Consider the following 25,278-nt stretch of genomic DNA (forward strand, 5'->3'; position numbering starts at 1 on the left):
TTAATGATTAAAAATATTCAATTACTCGCTCCACGGAGAATGCAAAATGCAGTCGCAGAAATTTTTTCTTTCAAAATTCGGGATCATGAACGCGCAAACATCGGCCTTAATATTCCCGAAAGTAGTATCTGTCTTATGCTTAAATCCTTCAAAGAAAGCCGGGATAATCCTGTTCTTAAAATCATCCCTCGGAAACGCCCTGATGATCTCGTTTCGGTTGTCTTCACTTAAATGCTCATAGCCCTCTCCCATTACATCCAGACCCACTCCGGAATACATTAGAGCCACTTCATTTTCTTTATGTTCTGCAACTCCGATTGTCGTGTGCAGGGCGATTGTATCCCAAACCAACTGTAATTTTTCTTTCGGAATTCCGTGGCTTTTAAGGAAGTCCCGGGCTGCATTGGCACCGTCAACTTCAAATCTTAAATCCGCGCTGCTGTAATGCGGAACCAATCCCAAATCATGGAAAACCGAACTTACATACAATAACTCCTCATCATATTCAAGATTTTTTCTCTTCCCGTTTAATGAAGAAAAAAGAAAAACTCTTAATGAATGATTGTAAATGAAATCCGTACCGTGCTCCAGCAACAATTCTGTGGCTTCGGTGGCAATTTTACTATCGGGAATGGTGATTCCGGCAACGTTTTTTAATCTCTGAACTGACATGCTCTGTAATTTTATTGATACAAAAGTAAGCTCAATAAAAACGCAAAGGAATGTCAGAATCTTCACATTACCTGCCAATATTTACGAAGATCTTTCGATAATCCAAAGGTGAAATATCCGTATATTTTTTGAAAAAATGACTGAACTGTTCCGGGCTGCTGAATGACAATTCGTAAGCAATTTCTTTGATTGTTTTTGCCGAAAACTGAAGCAATCGCTTTGACTCTGCGATAATTTGTGCGGCGATAATTTCTTTGGCGCCTTTCCCGCTTTTCTTTTTCGAAATATCCGAAAGCTTTCGCGATGTCACAGAAAGCTTTTCTGCATAATATAAAACATCATGCATCTGATTGTATTTGAAGCTTACCAATTCCAGAAATTTTCGGTAGGTCTGATTATCAAAATCATCGATCCCATCGTGGAAAGCCGGAGCAAGATTGGCTAATTTGATCATCATTACTTTTAAATAAGCCGCCATAGCATCGAGTTTGTTGGGATAATCTTCGCTTTCAAATTCGTTTAAAAGCATTTTGCAGATCGGGTTTAATTCTAAAAAATCTTTTCCCGTCAACGGAATATTCTGATGCAGCGCCGCATCATTGAACAGCAATAACTTACAGTTGGAAGCGCTTGCTGGAGTTTTATCCCAAAAACAATCCCCGAAGCTTATCTGAAATCCCGATAATCTGGTTTGTGGAGAAAAAAAAAATAGCTGTCCTTTTGATACGATAAATATTTCTGATCCTTTGATATCAAATTCTTTATGATCGATGATAATTTTCCCCTGCCCTTCATGAATAATAAATACGCGGTTATACGTCACACTGATCAGTGAAACCTCATCAAAATTTTTATCCTGTAACCTCACGACCTGAAAAGAATCTTTGACTTCCTGATCCGGATTGATTGTTGTAAGCTGTCGCACTGGGGATTTTTATTACATCAAAGTTCTTAAAATTAATTTAAAGTTTTTTGATTTTTTAAACAAAAAAAAGTTCAGAATAATCTGAACCCTTTTTATTTTACATTAATCTATATTTCCCCAGAACGCCCAATTGGTTCCGTTGTAGAAACAGACCAGCTTGGCGACGGGATCGTAGCACATCATTCCTGCAGCGGGTGATTTTACATTCGCTGCAGGATCTATTACTTTCGGTAAGATCAGGGCTTTATCTTCAGATTCTAGAACTAACACACCTTTAGCCGCAGAATCCGGAGCTCCGATGATAACACCTTTAGTCCTGTCCTGTTCGGCTCCTGCCAGTAAAGTTCTTGATACCCCAGTTTGTCCGGTAATCTCTATCCAGGCTGTACCGTTGTAGTATTTTACTTTTGATGTCGCTTCGTCGAAAACAAATGTTCCCTCTGCTACATCTGTCATATTTGTATTATTGGTGACTTGAGGAAGGATAAGTCCTTTTGTGGTTCCTGCCGGGAAATCTACTAATCCGCTTCCGTCAACAGCAGTGGTTTCAATACCGATCTGAGCTTTTGTAATCGTAAAAGCAAAAAGAAATAGGATAAGAATTGTTTTCATAATTAATTACATGTTTGGTTAATACAACTCCATTTTGTACCGTCATAGATTTTCAGACAAACATCGTCTGTATCAAATACCATCATTCCATCTACAGGATTGAGGATTGATATTTCAGGATCAGCAACTCTTGTAATTACAAGTCCTTTATCATTAGATTCCAACGCGACAAATCCGTTATTAACATCTGCCGGGAAATTGACCGTACTTTTAGTCGTTCTTGTGGAGATCCCAATCTTGGTAATTTCAGGAGTTCCCGTTGCACCCGGTTTATAGCAAGGGCATGAAAAAGATTTCACAACATTAGAATAGACTAAACAATTTCCGGCAACCGTTACCACAACATTATATTCAGCAGCAGAATTGTCTGTTATCGGAATAGAATAATCACTATTTGTAGCTCCCGGAATGGCTACCCCGTTTTTATACCACTGATACGCACCTAAACCAGGCGTTGCAGACAGTGATAATGACGAGCTTCCTGTAGCACCTGTACAAGGTCTTGTAGGATTTGGGCTGCCGGCTATACTGATCTCTACAATCGGTGCTGTTCCGAATCCTGAATAATATCCACCGAATCCGGCATCTACATCGGCTCCTATTAACTCTGCCTGAATGGTTCCTACAGAGCTTATTCTTACATTTTTAATTAGCGCTGTTCCTCCCGTAGCACCGGCAATATTATATCGGTAGCTTGTCCAGTTGGGATTTCCCGGCACGGCAATATTTGAACTTCCTGCAATGGGAGCCTGAGCCGTTCCTCCAACGGTTACGGTGGGCGGATTACCTGTCGTTGCCAGTACTGCAAGCTGTGTGTTGGTATATTCGTTTCCTCCGATACGCTTAGCATCCGGAATCATGTTTACTGAATTTTGCCCGAAGCACGATAATGGCGGAATAAACATAAAGCTGTTGGTATTAAGCGCAGAGCTTCCATAAATTTTATGAAAAACATAAACTGCTTTACTGCTTTTTATGTACATATTCTTATTGGTAAAGAATGTGGCAGGTACCATTTGGTAGTCTCCGACATTAGCCAATGTATAATTTACGCCTGTATTTCCATTCATGCTTATTGTTGTATTGGGTTGAGTAGCAATGACAACTACTCTTTCCTGAGTACCTCCATTTCCCTGCATGACTACATATTCGTTTCCTAATTGCTCAACAGGCACTAACTGATCCACCGCAAAGTCCCGGCTGTCCGATACCGTACCGCTTGTTGCTCCTCCTTGCTGCATTAATCCTCCTACCGTTACAGCAATATTTTTAGTGGCGGTAATTTTGGCTCCCAGCCAGCCTCTGTCCTGTAAACTCAATTGATTTAATTTTACTTTGGCGTAAAGGATAAAAGACTGTCCTTTCTGCAGTGTTCTTGTCACAGTAGTTCCGGTGATGGGTGTTGCGCTGGCTCCGTTGATAAATTGAGTTCCGTTATCAATCCCGGAAACCGTGATTACCGTATTATCTTCAGTAGCCATCATGGAAGCCATATTTCCGACTTCAGCAACGGCAGTGGTATATTCATTCGGAGTTCCGCCCCATATAAAGTTTTTACCTAAAGCCACACTTCCTTTTGTCATCACAGATCCTGCCTGACTTTCTGACCGACCTCTGTAATTGACAAAGAATTCACCAGTTGACTGGAAAATAAGTCCACCCGCATTAGCACCGATAATGGTTCCTGCAGTATTTGTTGGGCGTGTCATCGGTGATGTTCCGGGAGTTAAAATGACATTTGATGCATTCACAATATTGATTCTTAAAGGAACCCCATTGCTTAATGTTACAGACCCCGAAGTTACATAACTACCGGTGTCCGCATTGATATTATATACGTATAATCTCGGAATAGTGGTTCCGTCCGCTCTTCTTATTGTTACCGTAATATTACTGGCAGAGGGTGTTGATAAATAAATGTGCTCTGCTACAATGGTGGTATCATCATAAAGCCCGAAAATAATGGGCTGAAGGTAATGCACCGTATCAAGCTGTGCAGAAACCAATCTGAGCATAAAAAATGCTATTAATAAATAAATTCGTTTCACAATTATATTTTTAAGTTATTTTAGAAAAAGTATCATATAAATACAGAATGCCATTAGTTATTCTTAGCTCTTCTGCACTTGCTTTACATTTGAAAAAAGCCCGCTCATGAAACAGGTTTTCGTTCAATGAGCATCTGTAGCCAAATAATTTATATAAACATTTGTATTTTTAATTATAAATAAACATTAAGATGTTTTTATTTATAATTTTCCTATTTCTACAAAAATAATTCTATGATCATAAAAAAAATTTAAAATCCTGTACTAAAAAAACGACACCTTGTACTAAAAAAACTACAAAACCCCGCTCTAAAAAACAGGGTTTTATTACCTCAACTAAAAAAAGGAATAATAAGGAAATGAGAAAGTCTCAATTCAAATTAATCTATAAAGGCATTTGCATTTTATGATAATTGAGGGGAAATTTCACTGTAATAACTCATGTTCCTAAACAGCATGAAGGAAGAATTACTGCGATATTACAACAACCTTAATACATTAAATGTTGCTTTTCTTTATTTACCCAACCAGCCTGGCTTTCGTATTTCACAAAAAATATTTTTAAATCTGACTGGCTCGAATAATCTACAAAGAAAATCTTTTTCTTTGCCTGGCTCGCGTATTGTGTAAAAAACCACTTGCCGTCGTTGTTCCCGGCCTGACTTTCATACTCAACCTTATACACTTTCAGATCTGCCTGGCTTTCGTAATCAACCACAAAAACATTGACATCTGCATCACTCGAATATCGTGTTGAAAAAACGGTCTGAGCCTCTAGAAAAATTCCTGACAGGGTCAGTAAAAAAGTAAATAAGTATTTCATTTGTCGTCTGTTTCGTTTATTTAAATATATAAAGATTCTTCCAATAAAAAACGGGAGCCGGTAAAAAACCAGCTCCCGCACACTAACATTCATATTAACATATTAACTTTCTATGTCTAAAATTCAAATTCGCCGATCAAAATGCCGTCGCTATTTCCTTTAGAATCTTTCTGATTCTGGAAAACCACGATTTTTCTTTCTTGTTTTCCGGTGGCATAATTAATGTACACTTCTGCCATAATTGCTGTCGGACCCGCAATATTGATCTGTCTTTCATCAAAGAAATTGGTCTGGATATGATATTTTCCTTTAATCGCTTTTTTCAGTAAAAACTGTTCCGGACCAAAACCTCCTGTAAAATCATCACTCAATCTTCCGCCGATTTCCGTTGATTTGTGAGAATACATGCAACGCTCTTTGTTGGGATCCGTTACCCAAAGGTCAATGTCGGTGTTGTCTTTATTCCAATTCAAAACGACTCTGATATTGACGGGTAAATCTGCAATGATCTTAGGATTGATATTTTTTAAATCTAATTTATTCCCGTGATTGGTGATCAATTCATTAATTTCCATGATAATTGTTTCTTCAATTCCGTAGTCACGATTGGCTATTTCGCGGGTGTAAGACTGGTTTAAAATTTTATATAAATTGTCCAGAGCTTCCTGATATCTTCCGTTATCTTCCAAAGCCAGCGCGTAATCTCTGTAGCTTTGAGGATCGAAAGGCCGCCATTCCAACACTTTTTGAGAGATCCATAGCTCTTTATCAAAAACTTCGGCCTGTTTTAACCTGTAGGCTAATAATTTGTATAGTTCTTCATTTTCAATATCCAAATCTGCGATAGAGCTTAAGACTTTTAACCCTAATTTTTTATCATTATTTTTGAAAAGCAGCTGAGCCACATCAAAATAATATTGCGGAGTTTCGATATAATCTCTTCTTTGAGCAAGATAGGTCTGATAAATATCTTCAGTTTTTTTATCTCCTTGAAAAAACTTCATGTATTCTGCATCGGATTTTACATCAACGGTTGTAATTTTTCCTTTACTAATAAAACTTTCTGCAATTTCTTTTCTTTTATAATCTCCTTGTCCGGAACTGAAACCTCTTATAAGCACACCCGAAGCTTTACCCTGTAGCTTATTTGTCACATTTGCAGAAACGGATTCTGAAATAACTCTATTGCTGGCTGAAACCGACGCTACTCTTCTAGGCTCTGCTGAGTAGCCCAAAACAACCACCTCTTCAATATTTCTTTCGCTTCTCATCGAATCTCTGGGTGAAAATTGGGATTGCTCTTTTTCAGGTTTAGGATAAACTTTTTCTTTTGACTCAAAATCTGTTGCCCACCATTTTTTAAGATTTTCGGTCATGACTTCCGCTTTTTTCATTAAATCATTAACACGAACATCTTTTAACTGTTGCTTGTTTTTTACAATTTTATCATATTCCTGGCGCAATTCTGCAGGTGGAGTAATTTCGTACCGAACATAATCTGCCAAATTTTCAAGAACCATCAGGCTCATATTGTTGCTGACAATCCCAAATTGCTTGCTTAAATTTTTGATTTCGTTTTTATTTTTTTTCTCAAAAATCTCTAATTCATTCATTTTTTTCTGAGCCCAGAATTGCGAGATTTCCCAGTCGTTTACCATTTGTCTGTTGGCATCCAGAGAAATTGTCTTTGTTTCTGTTACTTTATTTCCGTAGCCCAGCATTACTTTTACCGTTGTCTGACTTCCATTTAAAATTCCTGTTACAACAAAACTTTCAGAAATACTTTGCGGCAGAGAAGGATACACTTCCGACAATGAAGAATTGTTTTCAATTCCTAAAAACTTCAAAGGCTCGTACAATAATTTTCTGACCTCTTTTGATGGAAGGTTTTCATTTAAATTTAAAAATTCACCGCCGGTTTTATTGCTGATAAATTTCAACTGATTAAAATTCGCATTATTCGATGCAGCAATCGTATAAACAGGATTTTCCCAGGATAATTTTAAGTCTCCGAAAGAAGAAAACCCGTCTGTAAAGAATAAAACCTCGTCTTCCCGCAATGATTTTAATTGTCCGAAATCTGTCCCGCCATCATAAGAAACCATTGAAAGATAGCTTTTTAATTCGCTCCAGTTTCCGTTGTGTATTTTAAAAGTTTTTCCTTCATCAAAGGTGTTATTAATAAAATACACATTCACCGAAAGACCTTTATTCACTTTAAAATATTCATCTAATAACTCAAATTCTTTTTTGTGATCGCGTTTTGATCCGCTCAAAGAATTGTCCCAGACAATTGCCAGTTTATTGGGCAGTTTTTTGGCTCTCTCCTGTGGATCAACGTCTAAACTTGCCAGAAAATAAGCCGAGCCATTTGAAGCCTTTTGCAGTAGAACATTTTCGTTTTCTTCACTTTTCGGAAAATTTATTTTAAGGTTCCGGCTCGGCCTGTAGTCTTTTTTATGTGTTTCTGCCACCCAGATATTTCCATTTTTAACGAAATTATAGCTTCCGTCTGGTCTTTCTTCCAATTGCGGAGAAATTGCATTTTGAAAAACACTGGTTTTAATGGTAAACTCAGGAATTTCGGAAGAATAATTTAACGGTAAATAATATTGATAATTGTTACCCGATTTTTTCAGTTCATAATTATAAGTAATCTGAACGATCCTCTCCCCGCCATTGGCATTGATCGGATAAATTCTTGTGCGGAAATTATTGCCTTCTACTTTTTCTAAAATTCCGGGATCTACATTTCTTTTTTCGATGGTTTCGAAGACTTCTTTTGCCTTTTCTTTTTCAACAGGCACGGCATTTCTCAGTTTCCCGTTGATATCCAGTGCGTAACCGCTCACATTCACGTCTTCGGGAAGCGGGAAAGTTAATCTTCCTTCCATCAATCGGCTGGAATTATTTCTGAAAACCATCGTGACGACATTGGTAGAAATTCCGCCGGTGATTTTGGTTTCAATATTAAGTTTTTGAAGAACCACTTTATTATTTGTATCAAAACCTCCTTTTTTGTCCGGAGTTTCGATGATCGGAATTTGCGCCCAGCATAAAATCGGCAGCAATAATAAAAATTGAATATATAAGCTTTTCATCCTCGAATATTTTATAGTTAATGAACCTCACTATTTATAAAGATGCCGCTTTGAGGAAAAAGGTTGGAATGAGAAGTGAAATTTTATTAAAATTCGGTGGAAATATTCAAATAAAACACTTTAAAAAGCTTTATCATTTCGTATACGCTGATAAAGTTTCATAATAAAGAAAAATCCCTGAAGATCTTTTCAGGGATTTTTTGATTTTTAAATTATATTTTAATTGAATATTTCATTCATTTCAGTTAAAATAACTGGCTTGCCGTCGGTGACTATAATCGTGTGCTCGTGTTGAGCCATATAACCGCCGTTATTGCCAACCATCGTCCAGCCATCATTCGTTTCTACTGCAATATTAGAATCTGTTGAGATAAATGTTTCAATGGCAACTACAGAATTTTTCCTGAACCGTCTGTTATCAAAACGGTTTTTATAATTGAGTAATTCATCCGGCTGCTCGTGCAAGCTTCTTCCGATACCGTGTCCGGCAAGGTTTTTAATAACTTTAAAGCCTTTTTTCTTAGCTTCGGTTTCCATTAACAAACCGACATCTGCTATTTTTACGCCTCCTTTTATGGTATTGATGGCTTTCTGCAAAATATCTTTGGAAGCATCAACTAATTTTTGATGCTGATGAATATCTTTTCCGATGATAAATGAGCCTCCGTTATCTGCCCAAAATCCATCAAGCTCTGCCGAAACATCGATATTAATTAAATCGCCTTCTTTCAAAACCCTTTGATCTGTAGGGACACCGTGGCAAAATTCGTTATCGACACTTATGCACGTCCAGCCCGGAAAACCGTATGTCAGATAAGGCGCAGATTTTGCCCCAAAGCCGGAAAGAATTTTCGCTCCGTACTCATCTAGGTCTTTTGTCGTCATACCAGGCTTTGCATAATTAATCATTTTCTTTAAGGTATATGCAACGGCCTGACTTGCTTTCTTCATTCCCGCTAATTCCTGTTCATTTGTTATCGACATTGTTTTGTTTTTTGATTGTTTAATGTAAAGATAAATAAAAAGACACTTACGTTTGTAAGTGTCTTTGGTTGTGGTCCCACCTGGGCTCGAACCAGGGACCACCTGATTATGAGTCAGGTGCTCTAACCAACTGAGCTATAGGACCTCAAAATTTGGTAGAATTTTGTGACTGCAAAAATAGCAAAATTTATTTCATTACAAAATTTTTTATTGCTTTTCTTGACAAAGTTCTATCAGTACTCCATTTGTGGATTTTGGATGAAGGAAGACAACTAATTTGTTATCAGCACCTTTTTTCGGCTCTTCTGAAATAAATTGAAAGCCTTCTTTTTTTAATCTTTCAACCTCCTCAAGAATATTTTCAACACCAAAAGCCAAATGATGAATACCTTCTCCCTTCTTATCAATAAATTTTGAGATCGGACTTTCTTCTTTATTGGCTTCTAAAAGCTCAATTTTACTTTCTCCTGTTGCATAAAAAGAGGTAATCACCCCTTCCCTTTCCACGGTTTCTTTTTTGTAAGATTCTTTTCCTAAAAGTTTGGTAAAAAGTTCGTCAGAAGCGCCTAAAGATTTAACGGCAATACCAATATGTTCTAATTTCATAAAAAATTTAAATAGGTTTAACATCGTAAATTTGATACAGTGACCAAATTTCAATGAGCAATTCAAACAAAAGTAGTAAATTTGCATAAATTATGGAAAGTAACAGACAAAGAAAAGTAGCACAAATTATACAGGAAGATTTCGCAGAGCTTTTCCGAAAGCAGGCTGCAGACAGCAAACAGAGCTTCTTGGTTTCAGTTTCGGATGTAAAGGTAACTGCAGATTTAAGTATTGCTAAAATTTATTTAAGCATATTTCCTCAGGAATTTCGTTCTTCTATTATGAAAGAAATCGAGGAAAATAAAACTCAGTACAGAAACTTTATCGGCCAGAAAATGGGCAAGCAGGTACGTATCATTCCGCAGCTTAATTTTTACTTGGATACTGCCCTTGATGATGTGGAAAAACTTGAAAAAGAATTAAGAGGCGAAGGCGATAATCCTGTGTTATAAATTTTGAAAAACATTGCATTTTATATAGCTTCCCGTTACCTTTTGTCAAAAAAAGGAAGTACTGCCGTTACGTTTATTACGTGGCTGGCGGTTGGAGCCATGACCGTAGCCGTCGTTGCAATGTTCGTCATTATTTCTGTTTTTTCGGGGCTGGAAGATCTTAATAAAGATTTAATTTCTAATCTTCATGCCGATTTAACGCTTAAAAGCTCTTCAGGAAAAACGATAAAAGATTTAGATAAAATAAGTTCTGTTTTAAAAAATAATAAAGAAATCAGCAGCTTTTCAAAAGTTATTGAAGAAAAAGTATACGTCAATTACAACGGAAAAGGCGATATTGCTTATTTAAGAGGCGTAGATTCTGCTTATACAAAAGTAAATCCCATTGATAAAAGTGTTTTTTATGGTGCTTATCCGAGTTTTCAATATTCGAATGAAGTATTAATGGAAAATTCTCTGGACAACAGGCTTTCAATTCCCGTTTCTTCAACCCGCGATTATGCAACGCTGTTTATGCCAAAACCAGGCACGGGAATTATCAATAAAGAAGAGGATATTTACAATAAAAAAGATATTCTCGTAACAGGAGTTTTTCCGGGGAATGATCAATTAGACAATTATATTATTGCGCCGATTGAGCTTACGGAAGAATTATTAAACTTGCCAAAACACTCTGCGTATCAGATTGTTATTAAGTTAAAAAATCCTGAAAATACAGATTCTGTAAAAGAAAAGCTGCATTCAGCTTTAGGTAAAAATATCGAAATTAAAACCAAAGAAGAAGAAAATGCAGCCTTCTGGAAAATGATCAACACCGAAAAACTTTTCATTTATCTGATTTTTGCGTTAGTCATTTTCATTACAACCTTCAATCTGGCGGGCGCAATCATTATTTTACAGCTTGACAAAAAAGAGCAGGCCAAATCCCTGATTTCTCTGGGATTGCCACTAAGTCATTTGCGACAGATCTATTTTTATACCGGAATTCTCATCGTAGTGCTGGGAATTATCTCCGGATTAATACTCGGAACGGCACTTTGCTACTTCCAGCTATTCACCGGATTCTTTAAAGCTAATGAAACCTTACCCTTCCCTGTAAAAATTGTTGGTAAAAATTATTTCATTGTCGCAATCACCGCTTCACTCTTTGGGTTCGGCATTTCCTGGGTATTTTCAAAGATCAGTAAAGAACATATTACTAAAAGTTAACAGACTTTACTTTCAATTTTTTGTACCTTTACGGCCCAATTTTTAGAAATGAAACGAATCTTATTTTCTTTTTTATTAAGCTTTGCATTTATCAGTGCATTTGCTCAAATTCCGGTCGGATATTACGACGGAACAACAGGTTTAACTGGCGCTGCCCTTAAATCTAAACTGAAACAGATTATCACCAACGGTCACCAGGACCACGGTTATAACGGGTTATGGACAGGCTATCAAACCACCGACCGAGACACTTTTTACGAAAACGACAACACTATTTTAGATATTTACTCTGAAAACCCAACCGGTACTGATCCCTATAATTTCACTTATGGAACCAACCAGTGCGGGTCTTACAACAGCGAAGGCGATTGCTATAACAGAGAGCATATTGTTCCTCAGAGTTTATTTAATGAAGGATTCCCAATGAAATCCGATATTAATTTTATTCGTCCTACAGACGGAAAAGTAAACGGAATGAGATCAAATTATCCTTTCGGAAAAGTAGGATCTGCTTCATATACCTCTTTAAACGGTTCAAAATTAGGAAATTCTGTATCTCCTGGATATTCTGGGATCGTTTTTGAGCCAATCGATGCATTCAAAGGTGATGTTGCAAGAATGATTCTTTATTTTGTAACAAGATATGAAACTCAACTTTCAGGTTTCAGTTCAGGTGATATGCTTGGAGGTTCTGCTTTCCCCGGTTTACAAACCTGGGAGCTTAATCAGCTTTTAGCATGGAACACTGCCGATCCTGTTTCTCCCGTTGAAATTACAAGAAATAATGCATCATACAATTATCAGGGAAACAGAAACCCATTTATCGATAATCCTGCATTTGTCGATCAAATCTGGGGAACGCCCACTGTGGACACGCAGGCTCCTACAGCTGCGACAAACTTAGCGGCAAGCAACCCTACTTCTAATTCAATTTCTTTAAGCTGGACGGCAGGAACAGATAATGTTGCCGTAACCGGTTATGACATCTATGTAAACGGAGTTTTTTATGCCACGGTTTCAGGAACTACAACGGTGGTTTCAGGATTGAATCCATCTTCGACTTATAGCTTTTATATTATTACTAAAGATGCAGCAGGAAATTCTGCGCCACAAAGTAATACCACAACAGGAACTACTCTTGCAGGGCAAGCCGGCGGAGGAAGCTGTGGAACAGAAAATTTTGAAAACATTCCGCCAAGCGCATCTGGCTACGCGACTCAGACATGGACAAATAATTCCATCACCTGGATCGCAACCGACGCAAGAACTGACCAAACCATTACCAACAAAGCAATTGCCATCAGACATGGAAGCCTTACAAGTTCCACAATTTCCGGGGGAATTCAAAGCTTAACGGTAAAAACACAATTGAAATTTACAGGTACTGACGATACCTTCAATTTAGAAGTAAACGGAGTTGTCGTTGGAACTATTCCTTACAGCGCAACCGTCGCAACAACCACAATCAACAATATCAATGTAAGCGGAAATGTGGTCATTACACTTACCAACAATTCTACCTCAAACAGAGTTGCCATCGATGATCTTAGCTGGACTTGCTTCAGTACTTTAGGAACTGCGGAAACAACAAAAGACAAAACATCTTTCACTGTTTATCCAAATCCTGTAAAAAACAACGAGCTTTTTGTAAAAGGTGAAAACTTAAACAAAGTTTCAAAAGCAACAATCTATGATCTTTCAGGAAAATTGATCGAAACGATTGCAAACCCTTTCAAAAATTCAAATAAAATTAACTTAAAAGGTCTTACAAAAGGAAATTATATCCTTAAAACAGACAATAATTCCGCAAAATTCATTGTAGAATAAACTTAAAAAATATTTTAACTTAAAGACCGGTTTATTCGGTCTTTTTTTTATTTTTGATTCATGGATTCTCATAAAAAATTAGGTTTAATAGGGAGAAATATCTCGTATTCTTTTTCAAAAAAATTCTTTGAAAACAAATTTCAGAAACTTATGCTGAAAGATTTTTCGTACGATATTTTTGATCTTAAAGAAATCAATGAAGTTGAAGATTTATTCTCAAAACCCGGACTATTGGGTTTTAATGTTACCATTCCTTATAAAGAAAAAATCATTGATTATCTGGATGAATTAAGCGAAGAAGCCCAAAAAATTGGCGCTGTAAATTGTGTTTTAATCCAAAACGGCAAAAAAACAGGCTATAATACCGATGCTGTAGGATTTGAAAAAACATTGCTTCTACACAGAAAACCCCACCAGAATTCAGCCTTAATTTTAGGAAATGGCGGTGCTGCAAAAGCGGTAAAATATGCTTTGGATAAAAATGGGATTCCGTCAAAAACCATTTCCAGGAATTCAGAAATTAATTTTAAAAATTTAGATAAAGAAACCGTTGAAAATCATAAAATTATCGTTCAGTGTACGCCTGTCGGAACCTTTCCGAATGTGGATGATTGTCTGGATTTTCCCTTCAACGGAATTACAAAAGACCATTTAATTATTGATTTAATTTACAACCCGAATTACACTCAATTTATCATCAAAGCATCCGAAAAAGGAGCAAAAACAGTCAACGGTTATTATATGCTTGAACAGCAAGCAGAAAAAGCTTGGGAAATTTGGAATTTTCAAAAAAAATAACATAAATTAGTGCAATAATTGGCTTTTTTGCTATTTTTAAAAGATATAAACGCCACTCACATAATAAGATTTGCTATGATTACAGAAAACAACCTTTCTGAAAACGAAGAAAATAAAATTTCTAATGAAGTATCTCTGGAAGAAACATCAGAAAATGCCGTGCCGCAGGAAGAAATTGCTCCTGAAGACGACACAGAGCATACAGAAGAACATCTGGACGCAGACATTAATTTGTCTGACGCTTTGAAAGAAATGGAAAAAATCATCAACACACCCAATGCTGGAGAAGATTTTAGAAAATTTAATGTATTAAAAGACAAAGCAAGTCATTTGATCCACGATGAAGTGGAAGATAAAAAGCATGAATACGTAGATGCGGGAAATGCACCTGAAAATTTCAGCTATGAACATCCTTCGCAGGCAAAATTTTCTGCTTTGGTGAATATTTTCAGAGAAAAGCATGATAATTATCAAAAAGGCCAGGAAGAAGAGCAAAAGAAAAATCTCGATCACCGTCAAAATATTATCGAAAGGCTCAAAAATCTTTATACCAACTCAGAACCGGGAACCAATCTTTTCAAATCTATTCGTGAAATAAAAGAAGAATGGTCAAAAGCCGGACAGGTCGCAAAATCTGAATTCAGAATTCTTAATAACAATTATTTCCACCATTTGAATCAATTTTATCAGATGCTGGATCTTAACAAAGAATTTCTGGAGCAGGAATACAGCCACAATCTTGAAAAAAGACAACACATCATTGCCCGCGCCAAAGAGCTGGAAAATGAGCCTGTTATTCAAAAAGCTTTAAACGAGCTACAATATCTTCATAAGCTCTGGAAGGAAGAAGCAGAACCTGTTGCAGAAGAATTCCGTGAGAAAACATGGGAAGAATTTAAAGAAATTTCCAATAAAATCCACGAAAGAAAATCTGAGCTTTCCGCAGCCATTGAAGCCGAACAGGCCACTAATCTTGAAAAGAAAAATCAGATTATTGCTGAAATCAAAAAGCTTTCTGAGCCGGATGAAAATCCAAACCATACCTACTGGCAAAATGCGATCAGAAGAGTGGAAGATCTTCGTTCTGAATTCTTAAAAACAGGAAGTGTCCCAAGAAAATTGTCTAATCAGAACTGGAACGAGTTTAAAACGACATTGAGAAGCTTTAATACGACAAAGAATACTTACTATAAATCATTAAAAGGTTCTCAACAGGCTAATTTGGAGGAAAAATTAAAATTAATCCAAACTGCAAAAGACAATATGAATAGTGAAGAATGGGATATCGCCGTTCCTCTATTCAAAAAGCTTCAGGAAGACTGGAAAAAGGTTGGCCACGTTCCAAAGAGCATGACAAACAAAATCTGGGACGAGTTCCGTGATGCCTGCAATACTTTCTTTAACAATTACAGGGAAAAAAGCAATGCTTCGACCGATAACTGGAAAGAAAATTACAAGCATAAAAAAGAGATTCTCGAGGAATTAAAAACCGTTTCAAACGACGAGGGAAGCATCGAGAAAATTGAAGCGATAAAAACCGCCTGGAACAATATTGGAAAAGTTCCGAGAGATAAAATTTCAATCAATACTGAGTTCAACAAAGCATTGAGAGAAAAATTAAAGCTTAACAAAATCAACGAGCTTGAGCTGAAAGAAGAAGGTTTATCTGAAAACCAATTAACCGATAAAGCAAGAAAAATCAAGAGCCAGATCTCTGATCTTGAATCTGAAATCGTAAAATTGGAAAACAACCTGGCGTTCTTTAAAAATCCGTCAAGAGAAAATCTTATGTTAAAAGATACTTTCGATTCAATCGATGAGAAGAAAGCGCATCTGGAAACTTTAAAACAAAATCTTCACAGCATTATCGCGGGGGGTGAACAGTAAAATAATAAAATTGAAGAGTCCCGAAGGGACGATTTAACAAAAAATTGGATAAAATCCGATTTAAATAAAAAATAAAGGCGATACAAAGAAATTTGTCTTCGCCTTTTACTTTCATACTATGCAGGACGAATTTTACATAAAAAGATGTATTGAGCTGGCTCAGAAAGCTTTAGGAAAAACCTATCCGAATCCTTTGGTGGGAAGCGTGATCGTTCATAACGGAGAAATTATCGGCGAAGGCTATCATCATAAAGCCGGAGAAAATCACGCGGAAATCAATGCCATTAATTCTGTTCAAGACAAAAGTCTTATTCCCGAATCTACCATTTACGTTTCTCTGGAACCGTGTGCGCATTACGGAAAAACACCGCCTTGCGCTTTAAAAATCAAAGAGCTTGGGTTTAAAAAAGTAGTGATCGGCGCTATGGATTCTCACGATAAAGTCAATGGAAAAGGCAAAAAAATTATTCAGGATGCCGGAATTGAAGCTGTTTCAGGAGTTTTGGAAAAGGAATGTATTGAATTAAACAAAAGATTTTTCACCTATCACGAAAAAAAGAGACCTTACATTATCTTAAAATGGGCTGAATCCGGTGACGGATTTTTGGATAAAGATTTCAAACCCTACTCTATTTCAAATTCTTTGGTTAATCAGTTTGTACATCAATTGAGAGCCGATGAGCATGCTATTCTGGTTGGAACTCAAACTGCTTTAAATGACAATCCAGGCTTAACCGTAAGAAATGTCGAAGGCACAAATCCTGTGAGAATTTTAATCGATTTTGATTTGAAAGTTCCGCAAGATTTCAGGATTTATAACAATGAAGCAAAAACTTTAATTTTTAATTCTAAAAAAGAATCAGACGAAAATAATATCCGTTTTATAAAAATTGAAAAGGAAAATTTTTTACAGAATTTGATGAATGCTTTATATAAAGAACAAATTCAGTCCGTTATAATTGAAGGCGGAAGTTTTACTTTGCAGCAATTCATCAGTGCCAATCTTTGGGACGAAGCAATTGTTATTAAAAATGAAAATTTGAAGCTTGAAAACGGAACAAAAGCTCCTGATTTTCAATTTAAAGCTGGAAAAATTTCAGAATTTAGGGACAACACAATATCGACTTATTACTATAACTTTAATAAAAATTAATATTTATTGTTATTTTATTTAAATTATTCATATAAAATTATTAATTTGGTTAAAAATTAAAACGGAATCCGAAAAGTTTTAGAGTAGGAAAAACCAAATACCAAATAATCATGAAAAATTTAAAGAAAATGAAAACTCTGACGAGAGAAGATTTAAAAAAAATTTCCGGTGCTGTTAAGGCTCCATGGGTTGATGATGGCTGCGGTTGGCCATTATGTATGAACCAGTTTGGAAGATGTTCAGCTTTCGCTTGCGATGGTGTAGAACAGATTTAAATAAAAACATTTAAAATTATAAAAGAGCTTTAGGGCTCTTTTTCTTTTTCCTTTATTTTCAATATAATTGTAAAGTGTATTTTTGCAGTATAACCTGAATATTGAATGCAGTTCGAGTACAAAACCATAGAAAAACCCATAGAAAACACTTTATTAAAAGAAAAAGGAAGCAAGTTTATCGGATTTGCTTATCCTGTTAATAATGAAGAAGAACTCAAAAACGCTTTAGAAAAAGTAAGAAATGAGCATCCGAAAGCAACACATCATTGCTATGCCTTCAGAATGGGTTTAAATGGTGAAAATTATCGCGCCAATGACGATGGCGAACCTTCCGGAAGTGCCGGTTTACCGATCTACAATCAATTATTAGCTCATGAAATTACAAATGTTCTGGTAATTTCTGTTCGTTATTATGGCGGAACGAAACTGGGTGTTTCAGGATTAGTAAAAGCTTACAAAGAATGTGCAAAGATTACGTTGGATGAAGCCAACATTATCACCAGAGAATTAGAAACACAGATTGAAATTCAGTTTAATTTTAACCAGCAAAACACCATTTTTACCTTACTTTCTAAATATGATGCTAAAGTTTTGGATTTTGATGCCAATGAAAACTGTATTTTGACAGCTTCTTTAAAGCTGGCCCAAAAAGAAAGCATCTCAGAAAAACTTTCCGAGATGCAATATATTTCTTTTGAATTTAAAGATTAGCCTCTTCTTCCGCCCATTAATAAAGAAACCCAGTAAAGAAGCTGTGCCAGTGAGCCTATAGCCGCCACAACATACGTTCGCGCTGCCCATTTTAAACTATCCTGAACTCCTGTAAATTCTTCGGAAGTCACTGTTCCTGTATCTTTTAGCCATTTCATTGCTCTGTTGCTCGCGTCATATTCTACAGGGAGAGTTATAAAAGCAAAAAGCGTTGTAAAAGCGAACATAATAACTCCAATTGTTAAAATCAATGTATTTCCGTTAGGATTTTCCATCGACTGCGTTGCTGCCATAATAACGATACCGGCAATAAGCACAAATTGCATTAAATTTGAACTGATACTTACAACAGGAACCATTTTTGAGCGCAACTCCAACATAGAATATCCCACCGCATGCTGTACGGCATGACCGCATTCGTGGGCAGCAACAGCCGCTGCAGCCGCATTTCTCTGCATATAAACGCCTTCGGATAAATTAACCGTTTTTTCCTGAGGATTATAGTGATCCGTCAACTGCCCGGGAACCGAAATTACCTGCACGTCATTGATCCCGTTATCCTTCAGCATTTTTTCTGCAACTTCTTTTCCTGAAAGTCCATTTTTAAGATGAACATTAGAATAATATTCGAATTTTGATTTCAATTTCCAGGAGACATACCAGCTCACCAGCATTGAAATTATAATGATTATATAGTAACCGGACATTTTTACAAGATTTTATTGTGTATTTTTGATCTAATTGATGTAAAAACTGTGCCAAAGTATTACATATTATTATTTATATTTGCCCTTTAATACCCACTTAAACTATGTCTAACGTTTCTGTTATTGAAGTAAAAAACCAAAGCCAGCTAAAACAATTTGTACGGTTTCCGATGGATCTGTATAAAAACAATCCTTATTATGTTCCGTCTTTTATTAAAGATGAATTTAAAATCTGGGATGCAAAAGAAAATCCGGCATTAAGCTATTCAAAATCAAAACAGTACCTTGCTTTTAAGGATAATAAAGTAGTCGGAAGAATTGCCGTAATCATCAATCATAAAGAGGAAAAAGAATTAGGCATAAAAAAAGTACGCTTTGGCTGGATTGATTTTATTGATGACAAAGAAGTTTCAGCAGCTTTAATTCAGAAAGCAATTGATTACGCTAAAGAAAACAACATAGACAAAATCGAGGGGCCAATGGGCTTTACCAATCTCGATAAAGCCGGAATGCTCACAATGGGCTTCGACAAACTGGCAACAATGATCGGGATTTATAATCACGAATATTATCCTAAACACCTTGAAGAGCTTGGCTTAGCCAAAGAAAAAGAATGGGTGGAATTTGAAATGAATTTCCCTAAAGTTTTACCTGAAAAAGTAGAAAAATTCAGCGGATTGATTGCCCAGAAATACAAGCTTAAAGTCCTGCCTTTCAAATCAAAAGAAGAGATTTTACCTTTTGTAGAACCTATGTTTAAGCTTTTGGATGAAACTTACAAACATCTTTCAACTTACACTCCGATTTCAGACGAGCAGATCAAAACATACAAAGAAAAATACTTCCCATTTATTGACAAAAACTACGTAATTTGCGTCGTTGATGAAAATAATGAGCTCGTATCTTTTGCCATTACAATGCCTTCATATTCAAAGGCTTTACAAAAATCAAAAGGAAAATTATTCCCTTTCGGATGGTGGCATTTTTTACAGGCGAGCAAGAAAAACGACCGTGCTAATTTTTACCTGATCGGAATTCACCCGGAATATCAGAGACGCGGCGTAACGGCTATTATTTTTAAAGAAATTTTTGTCCGTTTTACAAGCATGGGAATCGATTTCGCAGAAACCAACCCTGAATTAGAGGAAAATAAGAGCGTACAGGTTCTTTGGCAAGATTATAACCCTGTAAATCACAAACGTAGAAGAACGTACTCTTTAGATATAAATAAGTAATTGATAATGAGTAATCTTATGAAACTAATTACATACATTTAATAACGCTAAAACGCTCCAACTCCCAAACTCATGAAGCCGCACCTTATTATTTTTGCCATTTTAATTGCTGGATTTATCGCCTACAACTTATTTTTCAGGGTTGAAGATGACAGAACCAATACGGCAGTTAACATAATCTATGCAAGTATCCTTTTCGGTTATATTTCATTTATGGCATTTGCTCTCCTTAAAAAAATGAAGAAATAATCGTTATTTTTATTGATTCTAAATTATCGGTTTTCCTAATTTTAATCCTACTTTTAAGCTTATTAATTTCATGCTTTCTTGTTTATTCTGTAAATTTGCAAATTGAGATAATAATGCAAAAATGAATTTACCTGAAAGTTATATTCCAATCCTATTACAGGCAGGTGTTGCAATCGCATTTGTAGCGGTTTCTTTGCTTGGAGCGCATTTTTTAGGTCCGAAACAGAAAAAAGGAAATTCTGTGAAAAACCAAAGCTGGGAATGTGGAGTCCCGGTAGAAGGAAATGCAAGAACACCGTTTTCAATTAAATACTTTTTGACGGCGGTATTATTCGTATTATTCGATATTGAAATCGTATTTTTTTATCCATATGCTGTCAACTTCAGAGAATTCGGAATGGAAGGGTTCCTGGCAGTGCTTACATTCGTGGCGATTTTCTTCATGGCATTTTTCTATGTCTGGAAGCGCGGCGCACTGGATTGGGATAAATAAAACAAATTATGAATTATAATTCTTGAATTTTGGATTAATATCTGAAATTTATAATTCAAAATCTAAAATTAAAAGAAATGTCAGATAACAAACCAGTAATAAGAACAGATGCACCTGCTCCGGAAGGATTTGAAGGAGAAGGGTTTTTCGCAACGAAACTGAGCAGCGTAATCGGGATGGCAAGAAAGTTTTCACTTTGGCCGTTACCTTTTGCAACCTCTTGTTGTGGTATCGAGTTTATGGCTACCCTGAACCCGACTTATGACGCTTCGAGATTTGGTATGGAAAGAAACTCTTTCTCTCCAAGACAAGCGGATATGTTGATGGTTTGCGGAACTATATCTAAGAAATTAGGACCTGTCCTAAAAGAAGTTTACACTCAGATGGCTGAGCCGAAATGGGTGGTAGCAGTGGGAGCTTGCGCTTCCAGCGGTGGTATTTTTGATACATACTCTGTTTTACAGGGAATCGATAAAATTATTCCGGTTGACGTTTACGTTCCGGGATGCCCGCCAAGACCGGAGCAGATTATTGAAGGTGTAATGCAGGTTCAGGCTTTGGCAGAAAGTGAAAGCATCAGAAGAAGAGATATGCCTGAATACCAAAAATTGTTAGATTCTTACAACATAAGCAACTAAGACGGAAATGACAAACGAATTTGTATTAGAAGCAATCACCAGAGAATTTCCGGAGTCTGTAATTTCCAGTTCAGAGCCTTATGGAATGTTGACGATCGAAGTGAAGAAAGATGATATCAAAAAGATCATTCATTATTTGAAAGATTCATCGTTGGAATTTAACTTCCTTACAGACATTTGTGGAATCCATTACCCGGAATTTCCAGACAAAGAAATTGGCGTTGTGTATCATTTGCATAATATGATGGCTAATTTCAGATTGCGTCTGAAAATCTTTATGTCCAGAGAAAATATCGAAGTTGATTCACTTGTGGATTTATATGCAGGAGCCAACTGGATGGAAAGAGAAACTTTTGATTTCTACGGAATTAAATTTAAGGGACATCCGGATCTTAGACCTATTTTAAATATGGAAGATCTTGGGTACCATCCAATGTTGAAGGAATATCGTCTTGAAGATGGCACAAGAACAGACAAAGACGATGCAATGTTCGGAAGATAAAATTAAAATATAAATGATTAATGATGATTGATGAATGATCAATTATCGCCTATCAATTATCAATTATATATTATGAAAGATAACTCATTATCTAATATACTTAACCAATACGAAAGTAAGGAGCAAATTGACGGTCAGCTATATACCCTCAATTTAGGACCCACCCATCCTGCAACGCACGGGATTTTCCAGAATATCCTAACGATGGACGGAGAAAGAATCCTTCACGCCGAGCAAACGGTTGGATACATCCACAGAGCATTTGAAAAGATTTCTGAAAGAAGAAACTATTCTCAGATCACTACCCTTACCGACCGTATGAATTACTGTTCTGCACCGATCAACAATTTAGGTTGGCACATGACAGTTGAGAAGCTGATTGGAGTTGAAGTTCCTAAGCGTGTAGATTATATGCGTGTAATTTTAATGGAATTAGCAAGAATCGGTGACCACCTTATCTGTAATGGGGTAACCGGAATGGACTCAGGAGCGATTACCGGTCTTACCTATATGTTCATCGAAAGAGAACGTATTTATGATATGTACGAGCAGATCTGCGGAGCCAGAATGACTACCAATATGGGAAGAATCGGAGGTTTTGAAAGAGATTTCACTCCAAAATTCCATGATTTATTAAAGGATTTCCTTAAGACTTTCCCACCAAGATTTAAAGAATTCTGTACTTTATTAGAAAGAAACAGAATTTTCATGGACAGAACCATCGGAGCAGGAGCAATTTCTGCAGAAAGAGCATTAAGCTACGGTTTCACAGGTCCGAATTTACGTGCAGCAGGAGTAGATTATGACGTGAGAGTTGCACAGCCTTATTCTTCTTACGAAGATTTCGATTTTATCATTCCTGTAGGAACTGCAGGAGATACGTACGACCGTTTCATGGTTCGTCAGCAGGAAATCTGGGAATCAATTAAAATCATCAAACAAGCATACGAAAATCTTCCGGAAGGTCCATTCCACGCGGATGTTCCTGATTTTTATCTTCCTGAAAAAGCTGATGTTTATCAGAAAATGGAAGCATTAATTTACCATTTCAAAATTGTAATGGGAGAAACGGATGTGCCTAAAGGCGAAGTTTACCACGCTGTAGAAGGCGGAAACGGAGAATTAGGCTTCTATTTAGTGAGCGACGGCGGAAGAAGCCCTTACAGGCTGCACTTCAGAAGACCATGTTTTATCTATTACCAGGCTTATCCTGAGATGATTACAGGTTCTGTAATTTCTGATGCGATCGTGACGATGTGTAGTATGAATATTATTGCGGGAGAATTAGACGCATAAGAAATTATAGATGTTGGATTATGAATTTTAGATTAATCCAAACTAAATATAAAAATTGAAATTTTTTAGAATTTAAAATCTAAAATTCAAAATTTAAAATTTAAAAAAGTGAGCGAAACAATAGCTTTTAAACCGGAAAGTTTAGCACAGGTACATAAAATTATCGCAAGATATCCTGAAGGAAGACAAAAATCAGCTCTTCTTCCTGTCCTGCATTTGGCACAGAAAGAATTCGGAGGATGGTTAGACGTTCCTGTGATGGATTATGTTGCGGAATTATTGAGCATTAAGCCAATTGAAGTGTATGAAGTGGCTACTTTTTATACCATGTTCAATATGAAGCCGGTTGGTAAATATGTGTTGGAAGTTTGCAGAACCGGACCTTGTATGGTTTGCGGAAGCGAAAAAATCCTTGACCATATCAGAACGAAACTGAACATTAAGGATGGACAGACAACGGAAGACGGAATGTTCACATTAAAGCCTGCTGAATGTCTTGGTGCTTGTGGATATGCCCCAATGATGCAGCTAGGGAAATTTTTTCATGAAAATTTAACGATAGAAAAAGTAGATGAAATCCTTGATCTTTGCAGAGAAGGACAAATCGCTTTAGACTAAAATAGATTTTAAATTAATTAAAAAAAGGCGCACAGCTGTCACACTGAGCTTGTCGAAGTGTAATAGCCATTCGCTAAAAGCATATAACAATGAGTAAAAAACTTTTACTTAAAGACGCACATATAGAAGGTATCCGCTATTTTGAAACCTACCGTAAACAAGGTGGTTACACAGCAGCTGAAAAAGCCTTGAAAATGACACCCGATGAAATTCTTGAAGAAGTAAAAACTTCAGGTCTTCGCGGACGTGGTGGTGCCGGATTCCCAACCGGAATGAAATGGAGCTTTCTGGCAAAACCGGAAGGCGTTCCAAGACACTTGGTCGTAAATGCCGACGAATCTGAACCGGGAACGTTCAAAGACAGATATTTAATGGAATTTCTTCCTCATTTACTGATCGAAGGAATGTTGATTTCGTCTTATTGTTTAGGTTCAAATGTTTCATATATCTACATTCGTGGAGAATATTCTTGGATTCCTGATATTTTGGAAGAGGCTATTGAAGAAGCAAAAGCGGCTGGATTTTTAGGTAAAAATATCATGGGAACCGGTTTCGATTGCGAAATTTACGTTCAAAGAGGTGGTGGAGCTTATATTTGCGGTGAAGAAACTGCATTGCTTGAATCTCTTGAAGGTAAAAGAGGAAACCCAAGATTGAAACCGCCATTCCCGGCTGTAAAAGGACTTTGGGAAAGACCAACGGTTGTAAATAACGTTGAATCTATCGCAGCAATTGTTCCGATCATTGATATTACAGGAGCCGAATACGCTAAAATCGGAGTTGGAAGATCTACAGGTACAAAATTAATTTCTGCTTGTGGAAACATCAACAAACCGGGGGTTTATGAGATCGATATGACCATTACGGTTGAAGAATTCATTTACTCTGATGAATATTGTGGGGGAATTAAAGACGGAAAAAGATTAAAAGCTTGTATCCCCGGAGGAAGCTCTGTTCCGATCGTTCCGGCAAATTTATTATTGAAAACCGTAAACGGAGAACCAAGATATATGAATTACGAATCATTAGCTGACGGTGGTTTTGCTACCGGAACAATGATGGGTTCAGGAGGTTTTATCGTTTTGGATGAAGACCAGTGCGTCGTAGAACATACCATGACTTTAGCGAGATTTTACAATCACGAAAGTTGCGGACAATGTACTCCTTGCCGTGAAGGAACGGGCTGGATGTACAAGATTTTAAAGAAAATTGAGAAAGGAGAAGGAAAAATGGAAGATATCGATCTGCTTTGGGATATCCAGAGAAAGATCGAAGGAAACACGATTTGTCCGTTAGGTGATGCGGCAGCTTGGCCCGTTGCAGCGGCAATTCGTCATTTTAGGGATGAATTTGAATGGCATATAAAAAATCCGGAATTGTGCTTAACACAAAACTATGGTTTGGCAAACTATGCAGATCCTATTCCGGCGCCTACAGTTTAATTCCTAATTAATAAG

General features: G+C 36.7%; 25 protein-coding genes and 1 tRNA gene. 16 read left to right on the top strand and 10 right to left on the bottom strand.

Translation table 11 applies throughout. The annotated features are described in order from the left end of the window. Window positions 1-21 precede the first annotated feature (21 nt). The 9 genes from BLT04_RS04280 to mce all read right to left on the bottom strand — a co-directional run bounded on the left by BLT04_RS04280 (window position 22) and on the right by mce (window position 9,771). Window positions 22-672, bottom strand: coding sequence for an HD domain-containing protein (locus BLT04_RS04280; RefSeq protein ID WP_089753985.1), 651 nt, complete (start codon window positions 670-672; stop codon window positions 22-24). 67 nt (window positions 673-739) lie between these two features. Further along, entirely contained in the window at window positions 740-1,597 is an 858-nt protein-coding gene (locus BLT04_RS04285) for a helix-turn-helix domain-containing protein (protein WP_089753986.1), read from the bottom strand. Window positions 1,598-1,699: 102 nt separating this feature from the next. Next, on the bottom strand, window positions 1,700-2,209 hold the full coding sequence (locus tag BLT04_RS04290; protein ID WP_089753988.1) for a hypothetical protein: 510 nt from the start codon (window positions 2,207-2,209) through the stop codon (window positions 1,700-1,702). 2 nt (window positions 2,210-2,211) lie between these two features. After that, complete coding sequence (locus BLT04_RS04295; RefSeq protein WP_139166210.1) at window positions 2,212-4,257, bottom strand: IgGFc-binding protein; 2,046 nt, start codon at window positions 4,255-4,257, stop codon at window positions 2,212-2,214. A gap of 490 nt (window positions 4,258-4,747) precedes the next feature. After that, window positions 4,748-5,080: a 7(1) septoil knot domain-containing protein gene (locus BLT04_RS04300; RefSeq protein ID WP_089753992.1), complete on the bottom strand. Its 333-nt coding sequence runs from the start codon at window positions 5,078-5,080 to the stop codon at window positions 4,748-4,750. 116 nt (window positions 5,081-5,196) lie between these two features. Next, the gene (locus tag BLT04_RS04305; RefSeq protein WP_089753994.1) at window positions 5,197-8,181 is read right to left on the bottom strand and encodes a VIT domain-containing protein; all 2,985 of its coding nucleotides are present in this window, start codon (window positions 8,179-8,181) and stop codon (window positions 5,197-5,199) included. 219 nt (window positions 8,182-8,400) lie between these two features. Beyond that, window positions 8,401-9,165: a type I methionyl aminopeptidase gene (gene map, locus BLT04_RS04310; protein WP_089753996.1), complete on the bottom strand. Its 765-nt coding sequence runs from the start codon at window positions 9,163-9,165 to the stop codon at window positions 8,401-8,403. Window positions 9,166-9,236: 71 nt separating this feature from the next. Beyond that, a tRNA-Ile gene (locus BLT04_RS04315) sits at window positions 9,237-9,310 on the bottom strand. Between the two features lie 62 nt (window positions 9,311-9,372). After that, window positions 9,373-9,771, bottom strand: coding sequence for a methylmalonyl-CoA epimerase (gene mce, locus BLT04_RS04320; RefSeq protein ID WP_089753998.1), 399 nt, complete (start codon window positions 9,769-9,771; stop codon window positions 9,373-9,375). Window positions 9,772-9,863: 92 nt separating this feature from the next. On the opposite strand from mce, the gene rbfA reads away from it, so the two are divergent. From rbfA to BLT04_RS04355, 8 genes are all read left to right on the top strand, one after another. Further along, a complete protein-coding gene (rbfA, locus tag BLT04_RS04325) occupies window positions 9,864-10,223 on the top strand; it encodes a 30S ribosome-binding factor RbfA (RefSeq protein ID WP_089754000.1) in 360 nt (119 codons plus the stop codon). A gap of 3 nt (window positions 10,224-10,226) precedes the next feature. Then, complete coding sequence (locus BLT04_RS04330) at window positions 10,227-11,432, top strand: ABC transporter permease (RefSeq protein ID WP_089754001.1); 1,206 nt, start codon at window positions 10,227-10,229, stop codon at window positions 11,430-11,432. 48 nt (window positions 11,433-11,480) lie between these two features. After that, window positions 11,481-13,259 carry an endonuclease gene (locus BLT04_RS04335; RefSeq protein WP_089754003.1) on the top strand — a complete coding sequence of 593 codons (1,779 nt, stop codon included), beginning with the start codon at window positions 11,481-11,483 and terminating at the stop codon, window positions 13,257-13,259. A gap of 60 nt (window positions 13,260-13,319) precedes the next feature. Next, the gene (locus BLT04_RS04340) at window positions 13,320-14,057 is read left to right on the top strand and encodes a shikimate dehydrogenase family protein (protein ID WP_089754006.1); all 738 of its coding nucleotides are present in this window, start codon (window positions 13,320-13,322) and stop codon (window positions 14,055-14,057) included. A gap of 75 nt (window positions 14,058-14,132) precedes the next feature. Further along, complete coding sequence (locus BLT04_RS04345) at window positions 14,133-15,944, top strand: DUF349 domain-containing protein (RefSeq protein WP_089754008.1); 1,812 nt, start codon at window positions 14,133-14,135, stop codon at window positions 15,942-15,944. Window positions 15,945-16,062: 118 nt separating this feature from the next. Next, window positions 16,063-17,097: a bifunctional diaminohydroxyphosphoribosylaminopyrimidine deaminase/5-amino-6-(5-phosphoribosylamino)uracil reductase RibD gene (ribD, locus tag BLT04_RS04350; protein ID WP_089754010.1), complete on the top strand. Its 1,035-nt coding sequence runs from the start codon at window positions 16,063-16,065 to the stop codon at window positions 17,095-17,097. A 128-nt stretch (window positions 17,098-17,225) separates the two neighbouring features. After that, complete coding sequence (locus BLT04_RS18855; protein ID WP_170828424.1) at window positions 17,226-17,372, top strand: hypothetical protein; 147 nt, start codon at window positions 17,226-17,228, stop codon at window positions 17,370-17,372. A gap of 105 nt (window positions 17,373-17,477) precedes the next feature. Beyond that, window positions 17,478-18,083, top strand: a complete 606-nt coding sequence (locus BLT04_RS04355) for an IMPACT family protein (RefSeq protein ID WP_089754012.1) — start codon at window positions 17,478-17,480, stop codon at window positions 18,081-18,083. On the opposite strand, the gene BLT04_RS04360 is transcribed toward BLT04_RS04355, so the two are convergent. Further along, the gene (locus tag BLT04_RS04360) at window positions 18,080-18,790 is read right to left on the bottom strand and encodes a zinc metallopeptidase (RefSeq protein WP_089754014.1); all 711 of its coding nucleotides are present in this window, start codon (window positions 18,788-18,790) and stop codon (window positions 18,080-18,082) included. The genes BLT04_RS04355 and BLT04_RS04360 overlap by 4 nt on opposite strands. A gap of 104 nt (window positions 18,791-18,894) precedes the next feature. On the opposite strand from BLT04_RS04360, the gene BLT04_RS04365 reads away from it, so the two are divergent. From BLT04_RS04365 to nuoF, 8 genes are all read left to right on the top strand, one after another. Further along, window positions 18,895-20,025 (top strand): GTP cyclohydrolase, encoded by a 1,131-nt coding sequence (locus BLT04_RS04365; protein WP_089754016.1) that lies wholly within the window; start codon window positions 18,895-18,897, stop codon window positions 20,023-20,025. 72 nt (window positions 20,026-20,097) lie between these two features. Then, a complete protein-coding gene (locus BLT04_RS18860) occupies window positions 20,098-20,274 on the top strand; it encodes a hypothetical protein (RefSeq protein ID WP_170828425.1) in 177 nt (58 codons plus the stop codon). Window positions 20,275-20,395: 121 nt separating this feature from the next. Further along, window positions 20,396-20,767, top strand: a complete 372-nt coding sequence (locus tag BLT04_RS04370) for an NADH-quinone oxidoreductase subunit A (RefSeq protein WP_089754018.1) — start codon at window positions 20,396-20,398, stop codon at window positions 20,765-20,767. 77 nt (window positions 20,768-20,844) lie between these two features. After that, entirely contained in the window at window positions 20,845-21,405 is a 561-nt protein-coding gene (locus tag BLT04_RS04375) for an NADH-quinone oxidoreductase subunit B (protein ID WP_047397471.1), read from the top strand. 7 nt (window positions 21,406-21,412) lie between these two features. Continuing rightward, window positions 21,413-21,907: an NADH-quinone oxidoreductase subunit C gene (locus BLT04_RS04380; protein WP_089754020.1), complete on the top strand. Its 495-nt coding sequence runs from the start codon at window positions 21,413-21,415 to the stop codon at window positions 21,905-21,907. Window positions 21,908-21,979: 72 nt separating this feature from the next. Further along, a complete protein-coding gene (nuoD, locus tag BLT04_RS04385; protein WP_089754245.1) occupies window positions 21,980-23,203 on the top strand; it encodes an NADH dehydrogenase (quinone) subunit D in 1,224 nt (407 codons plus the stop codon). A gap of 108 nt (window positions 23,204-23,311) precedes the next feature. Beyond that, a complete protein-coding gene (locus BLT04_RS04390; RefSeq protein ID WP_072957958.1) occupies window positions 23,312-23,821 on the top strand; it encodes an NADH-quinone oxidoreductase subunit NuoE family protein in 510 nt (169 codons plus the stop codon). 89 nt (window positions 23,822-23,910) lie between these two features. Further along, complete coding sequence (nuoF, locus tag BLT04_RS04395; protein WP_089754022.1) at window positions 23,911-25,263, top strand: NADH-quinone oxidoreductase subunit NuoF; 1,353 nt, start codon at window positions 23,911-23,913, stop codon at window positions 25,261-25,263. Window positions 25,264-25,278: the final 15 nt, after the last annotated feature.

Origin of the sequence: Chryseobacterium soldanellicola (assembly GCF_900100115.1) — a bacterium.
Lineage (GTDB): Bacteria > Bacteroidota > Bacteroidia > Flavobacteriales > Weeksellaceae > Chryseobacterium > Chryseobacterium soldanellicola.